6 protein-coding genes are annotated in these 6,618 nt (G+C 68.7%); 4 read left to right on the top strand and 2 right to left on the bottom strand.

From position 1 onward, the window contains the following. Positions 1 to 350: 350 nt before the first annotated feature. The 4 genes from ABZ880_RS34035 (at position 351) to ABZ880_RS34050 (ending at position 5,332) form a co-directional block, all read left to right on the top strand. Positions 351 to 3,656, top strand: coding sequence for a nitrate- and nitrite sensing domain-containing protein (locus ABZ880_RS34035; RefSeq protein WP_361270880.1), 3,306 nt, complete (start codon positions 351 to 353; stop codon positions 3,654 to 3,656). Between the two features lie 10 nt (positions 3,657 to 3,666). Continuing rightward, positions 3,667 to 4,080 carry a roadblock/LC7 domain-containing protein gene (locus ABZ880_RS34040; protein ID WP_007384910.1) on the top strand — a complete coding sequence of 138 codons (414 nt, stop codon included), beginning with the start codon at positions 3,667 to 3,669 and terminating at the stop codon, positions 4,078 to 4,080. A gap of 96 nt (positions 4,081 to 4,176) precedes the next feature. Beyond that, positions 4,177 to 4,770 carry a DUF742 domain-containing protein gene (locus tag ABZ880_RS34045; protein WP_361270883.1) on the top strand — a complete coding sequence of 198 codons (594 nt, stop codon included), beginning with the start codon at positions 4,177 to 4,179 and terminating at the stop codon, positions 4,768 to 4,770. Then, positions 4,751 to 5,332 carry an ATP/GTP-binding protein gene (locus tag ABZ880_RS34050; protein WP_026248371.1) on the top strand — a complete coding sequence of 194 codons (582 nt, stop codon included), beginning with the start codon at positions 4,751 to 4,753 and terminating at the stop codon, positions 5,330 to 5,332. Before ABZ880_RS34045 ends, ABZ880_RS34050 begins: the two co-directional genes overlap by 20 nt. A gap of 150 nt (positions 5,333 to 5,482) precedes the next feature. Here ABZ880_RS34050 and ABZ880_RS34055 read toward each other — a convergent pair whose 3' ends face one another. Beyond that, positions 5,483 to 5,674, bottom strand: coding sequence for an acyl-CoA carboxylase subunit epsilon (locus ABZ880_RS34055; protein ID WP_361270885.1), 192 nt, complete (start codon positions 5,672 to 5,674; stop codon positions 5,483 to 5,485). A gap of 57 nt (positions 5,675 to 5,731) precedes the next feature. Continuing rightward, on the bottom strand, positions 5,732 to 6,618 hold an 887-nt coding region (locus tag ABZ880_RS34060), incomplete at its 5' end, for a carboxyl transferase domain-containing protein (RefSeq protein WP_361270888.1).

The following is a 6,618-nucleotide window of genomic DNA, read 5'->3' on the forward strand; positions in this document are numbered from 1 at the left end:
ACGCTCCGGAGCCGGCTGTGGCCTTTGACACGGTCGGCCCCGGTGTTCATAACGTTTCGGCAGAGGAATCGGGTGGTACGGCCACGGGTCGTTGCCAACTGGTGTCGCTGCGCACACAAAGGCCCCGTCTTTTGACGGGGCTCGCTCTTTATGACCGTTTTATCTGGGGCTTACATCACACGGAATCCTCGCTTTCCACTGTTTGGAAGAGCGCAGGTCGTCGTGCTGGAATGCGTGAACTGCCCAATAGTCAAAGACGTACTCAGTAGTACTGCGTACTCAGTGACGTACTGGGCTCTGAGACACTGCGGCACAACGTTGGTGCCCGCCGCCGAGAGGTTGTTGGTCGAGTGAGGCGAAGCAAGAACGGTCCCGAGCCGTCGGCCCGGGGCAACTTCACCCCGCCGCCGCGCGGAGCGGCGCCCGCCCCTGTGCCCGGATCCGAGCCGACGGCCGCACCCGCTCCAAGCGGCGGCCGTTTCTCCCCCCGCAACTGGCGGGTGCCGACCCGGCTGAACGCGATCCTGCTCATACCCGTGCTGGTCGGCCTCGTCATGGGCGGCTTCCAGGTGAAGAGCTCGATCGACACCTGGCAGGACGCCGAGGACGCGGAGAACACCGCGCGTCTGGTGCAGGCCGCCCTGACGTACAGCAACGCGGTGCTCGTCGAACGTGACACGACCGCCGAACCGCTGCTGCTGGGCAAGGGCGAGGACGACAAGACGGTCGTCGCGGCCCGCAAGGCCACCGACCAGGCCGCCGACGCCTTCGACGAGGCCGCCCAGAACATGCCGGACCGGGCCAACCTCAAGCGCCGCCTGGCCCGCTTCCGCGAGGTGGAGCCGACGCTCGCGCAGATACGCGCGACCGCCTACACCTCCAAGATGAAGGGCGTGGAGACCGAAGAGGCCTACGTCAACGTCGAGCACCCGCTGCTCGAGTTCTCCAACGAGCTCGGCCTCGGCACCGGCAACATCACCAGCTACGGCCGCTCCGTCTACGCCATCGCACTCGCCAAGGGCGCGCTCTCCCTGGAGCGTTCCATCGGCATGCACCTGCTGATCAAGCCGGGCACCAGCCAGGCCAGCCTGGCCAAGCAGCGCATCGCCCTCACCTCGTACGCCTACCTGGAGGGCATCGCCCTGCAGGAGTACCAGGCCGGCGGCACCGACGCGGACCTCGCCAAGCTGGAATCGCTCACGAAGCAGATCAAGGCCGACGGCGCGGCGATGGCCAAGAAGGCCGCCGCGCAGGCAGCGGCGCAGAACAAGACGTACGTGCCGCCGCCGTCGGACAACCCCACCGACATGATCACCGCCATGGCGCAGCTGCAGACCACGGACCCCGCGGCCCGTCAGGCGCTCGCCGCCAAGGGCGTCAGCTCGGTTAACTGGTGGGGCATGACCACCCTGAAGTTCGACGCCTACCGCAAGCTGGAGGCCGACAAGGCCGACACCGCGGTGAGCGAGGCGTCGGACATCGCCGACAACGCCAAGCGTGACGCGCTGATCACGGGTGCCGCCGTCATCGTCGCCCTGCTGCTCGCGTTCATCCTGGCCGGCGCCGTCGCCCGCCAGATGTCCCGCTCGATGCGCCAGCTGCGCAACGCCGCCTTCGGTATCGCCGAGCAGCGTCTGCCGATGCTGGTCGACCAGCTCTCGCGCACCGACCCCGGCCGGGTGGACACCCGCGTCCAGCCCATCCCGATCAACACCCGGGACGAGATCGGCGAGGTCGCCCGCGCCTTCGACCAGGTCCACCGCGAGGCCGTCCGGCTCGCCGCCGAGCAGGCCCTGCTGCGGGGCAACATCAACGCGATCTTCACCAACCTCTCGCGCCGCAACCAGTCGCTGATCGAGGGCCAGCTGACCCTGATCACCGACCTGGAGAACAACGAGGCCGACCCGGACCAGCTGGAGAACCTCTTCCGCCTGGACCACCTCGCGACCCGTATGCGCCGCAACGGCGAGAACCTCCTGGTCCTCGCCGGCGAGGAGCCCGGCCGCCGCTGGGACCAGCCGGTCCCGCTGGTCGACGTCCTTCGCGCCGCCTCCTCCGAGGTGGAGCAGTACGAGCGCATCGAGCTCTCCGGCGTCCCGGAGGCCGAGATCCACGGCCGCGCCGTGACCGACCTCGTGCACCTGCTCGCCGAGCTGCTGGAGAACGCCACGACGTTCTCCTCCCCGCAGACCAAGGTCCGGGTGACCGCGACCCGTCTCCCCGACGGCCGCATCATGATCGAGATCCACGACAAGGGCATCGGCCTCACGGCCGAGGACTTCGCGGACATCAACCACAAGCTCGCGAACCCGCCCACCGTCGACGCCGCGATATCCCAGCGCATGGGCCTGTTCGTGGTCGGCCGGCTGTCCGACCGGCACGGCATCCGCGTCCAGCTGCGCCCCTCCGGCGAGCAGGCCGGTACGACCTCGCTGGTCATGCTGCCCGACGCGATCACCCACGGCGGTGGCGGCGAGCAGCAGATCAACCGCGACGAGTTCACGGTCTCGCAGATCATCCCGGAGCAGAACTTCCAGGGTGAGGACTTCAACAACGGCCTGCCGATGCGCACGGCCGCGGAGCTCGGCTTCGACGACAGCCGCTACTCCGACGTACCGGACGACATCCGGGAGCTGGACCCCGTCGGCCGCTCGCTGATGCGCGAGGAGCGCAGGGCGGCCCTGGAGGCCCAGACGCACGGCGAGCAGGGCCCGGACTCCTCCGAGGTCCCGTCGTACGACTCCTTCGATGCGCAGCCGTCGTACGACAACGGCGGTTTCCCGGAGCAGCAGCCGGGCTCGTACAACCCGCCCCCGGCCTTCGACGAGCCGCAGCAGACCCCGTACGAGGAGCCCCGGCGCACCTCGTACGACGAGCCGGCGGGTCGGCCGTCGTACGACGAGCCGTACTACGCGCCGAACGGCGGACTGCCGCAGAACGACACGTTCTCGTCGGGCGGCGGCTACCCCGAGCCCTCGTATGCGGAGCCGGTCCGTGAGGAGCCCCCGGCCGTCCGCGCCTCCGCCCCGGAGTCCTTCGCGGCCTTCGAGGAGCGGCGCTACCAGGACGACTGGCCGCAGCAGGACAGCTACCAGAACGGCTACTCGTCCGATTACGCTCCGGAAACGGAAGCCGTCCAGGCCGCTGACGTGAGTGAGCGCGACCGCGTAGGCTTCGACCGTCCGGGAACGGCGCCTTCCACCGGTCACGCACTGACCGACGCCGGACTGCCCCGCCGCGGATCCATCGGAAGCGGTACGAGCGGTTCGAACGGCGCGCGGCACGTGAGCCAGGAAGCGCCGGCTCCCGCACCGGAGAGCAATGGCAGCAGCAACGGCAACGGAAGCGGCCCCGGCGGCGACTGGCGCTCGGCGAACGACGAGCGCTGGCAGCAGGCCTCGGCGCTCCGGAAGCCCAAGGCAGGCGGGGTCACCTCCTCCGGCCTGCCGCGGCGGGTGCCCAAGGCCAACCTGGTCGAGGGAGCCGCCGAGAGCACTCCTCAGGGAGGCCCGTCGGTCTCCCGCGCCCCGGAGGACGTCCGGGGCAGGCTGAGCAACCTGCGGCGGGGCGTCCAGCGCGGACGCAGTGCCGGCGCAGGCAGTGAAACGAACGGCCAGGGCTTCGGTCCTGACAGCACCTACAACCAGGAGCGTTAGTGTGAGCCCGATGAGCCAGGCGGCACAGAACCTGAACTGGTTGATCACCAACTTCGTGGACAACACCCCGGGGGTGTCCCACACGGTGGTGGTCTCCGCCGACGGACTCCTTCTGGCGATGTCCGAAGGTTTTCCCCGCGACCGCGCCGACCAGCTTGCGGCCGTCGCCTCCGGTCTGACGTCACTGACGGCGGGCGCCTCCCGGATCTTCGAGGGCGGCGCCGTGAACCAGACGGTTGTGGAGATGGAGCGGGGATTCCTGTTCATCATGTCCGTATCCGACGGTTCCTCGCTCGCGGTTCTCGCGCACCCCGAGGCGGACATCGGCCTCATTGGGTACGAGATGGCCCTTCTGGTGGACCGAGCCGGCTCGGTTCTGACGCCGGATCTTCGTGCGGAGCTCCAAGGCAGCCTGCTCAACTGACAGACAGACGGTGCGTTTTGACGTCCCGGGGCCGTAAGGTTTCGGGACGCAGGCTCCACAGGCATTGGGTGCCCGGCACAGTCGGAGGAGGAGAAAGTGGCAACACCCCCAGGCGGTTCGAATTCGGGCAACTGGTCGTACGGCCCTGCCCAGGGCCAGGGCGACGGTTCCCAGAATCCGAACCGTTACAACTTCCCCTCCGCCCCGAGCCATCGGCGTCAGCAGCCGTACGCGCCCCAGGGTCCGCAGGGCCCCGGTCCGTCGCCGTACGACCAGCCGCCGGCCCCGCGCATCCAGCCCGTGCAGCCGCAGCGACGCGCCCCTGAGCCGGCGCCCGCAGGGGCGTCGAACAACCCCCTGGTGCGTCCGTACGCCATGACCGGCGGCCGGACCCGCCCCCGCTACCAGCTCGCCATCGAGGCGCTGGTGCACACCACCGCGCAGCCGCACCAGATGCAGGGCCAGCTGCCCGAGCATCAGCGGATCTGCAACCTCTGCCGTGAGATCAAGTCGGTGGCCGAGATCTCGGCACTGCTGACGATCCCTCTCGGCGTGGCCAGGATCCTCGTCGCCGACCTGGCGGAAGCAGGACTGGTCGCCATCCATCAGCCCGGCGGCGACGAGAACGCCGGCGGCCAGCCAGACGTGACACTGCTCGAAAGGGTGCTCAGTGGACTTCGCAAGCTCTAGCGGCGGTCCTTCCCGCTCCACCACCTCCGCGAAGATCGTGGTGGCGGGCGGCTTCGGCGTGGGCAAGACCACGTTCGTCGGCGCCGTCTCGGAGATCAACCCGCTGCGCACAGAGGCCGTGATGACATCCGCTTCGGCGGGCATCGACGACCTCACCCACACCGGAGACAAGACGACCACGACGGTCGCCATGGACTTCGGCCGCATCACCCTGGACCAGGACCTGATCCTGTACCTGTTCGGCACCCCCGGTCAGGACCGCTTCTGGTTCATGTGGGACGACCTGGTGCGCGGTGCGATCGGCGCGATCGTCCTGGTCGACACCAGGCGCCTCGCCGACTGCTTCCCCGCGGTCGACTACTTCGAGAACTCGGGTCTCCCCTTCGTGATCGCCCTCAACGGCTTCGACGGCAACCAGCCGTACAACCCGGACGAGGTGCGGGAGGCTCTGCAGATCGGTCCGGACACGCCGATCATCACGACGGACGCGCGTCACCGTGCGGACGCGAAGTCGGCTCTCATCACGCTCGTTGAGCACGCTCTGATGGCGCGCTTGCGGTAGGTGTTGTGCGGCCACTGGGCTGCCTCTGACGGTTGTTGGCCGTCTGAGGGTGCTCGGTGGCCGTTCGCGCAGTTCCCTGCACCCCTCAAAGCAACAACGCTGAAGGGCCCCTCTCGTTCGAGAGGGGCCCTTCAGCGTTGTACTACAGGCTCAGTGCCAGCTGTGCGGGGCACGGAAGCCCGGCTCGCGCTCCAGGCGGCGCCAGCCGGCTTTTGCTCGGCCTCGGTGGGTCTGGGCGTCCGACGGGGCGGCCGCTGCGCGGGCCAGGAGGATGGCCGTGATGGCGGCGACCTCCTCGGGCTCGGCGTGGCCCTTCTCGACGCGAATGTCAGGGGTGCTCATAGGTCTCAGTCTCCGTGAGAGAGGTTTCCGCGGGGGTATCGCGGAGGGTCCGCCGGGTTACTGCGGGGGGTTGCCGTGCTTGCGCGAGGGCAGGTCGGCATGCTTCGTCTGCAGCATCGCCAGCGAGCGGATGAGGATCTCGCGGGTCTCGGTCGGGTCGATGACGTCGTCGACCAGGCCGCGCTCGGCCGCGTAGTACGGGTGCATCAGCTCGGACTTGTACTCCTTGACCATGCGGGCCCGCATGGCCTCGGGGTCCTCGGCCTCTGCGATCTGTCGCCGGAAGATGACGTTGGCGGCCCCTTCGGCGCCCATCACGGCGATCTCGTTCGTCGGCCAGGCATACGTGAGGTCCGCACCGATGGACTGGCTGTCCATGACGATGTAGGCACCTCCGTACGCCTTGCGCAGGATCAGCGAAATCCGCGGCACGGTCGCGTTGCAGTAGGCGTAGAGGAGCTTCGCGCCGTGGCGGATGATTCCGCCGTGCTCCTGGTCGACACCGGGGAGGAACCCCGGGACGTCCAGGAAGGTGACGATCGGGATGTTAAAAGCGTCACACATCTGGACAAAGCGCGCAGCTTTTTCGCTGGCCTCGATGTCCAGGACGCCCGCGAGCGTCTGCGGCTGGTTGGCGACGATGCCCACCACCTGGCCGTCCAGGCGGGCCAGGGCGCAGATGATGTTGCGGGCCCAGCGCTCGTGGACCTCGAGGTACTCGCCGTCGTCGACGATCTCCTCGATGACCTTGGCCATGTCGTACGGGCGGTTGCCGTCCGCCGGGACCAGGTCCAGGAGCACCTCGCTGCGCCGGTCCGCCGCGTCCTCGGACTCCACTCGCGGAGGGTTCTCCCGGTTGTTCTGGGGCAACAGGCTGAGGAGGTAGCGGACTTCGGCGATGCAGGTCTCTTCGTCGTCGTAGGCGAAGTGGCAGACGCCGGAGG

Source organism: Streptomyces sp. NPDC047043, from assembly GCF_040644055.1.
Classification (GTDB): domain Bacteria; phylum Actinomycetota; class Actinomycetes; order Streptomycetales; family Streptomycetaceae; genus Streptomyces.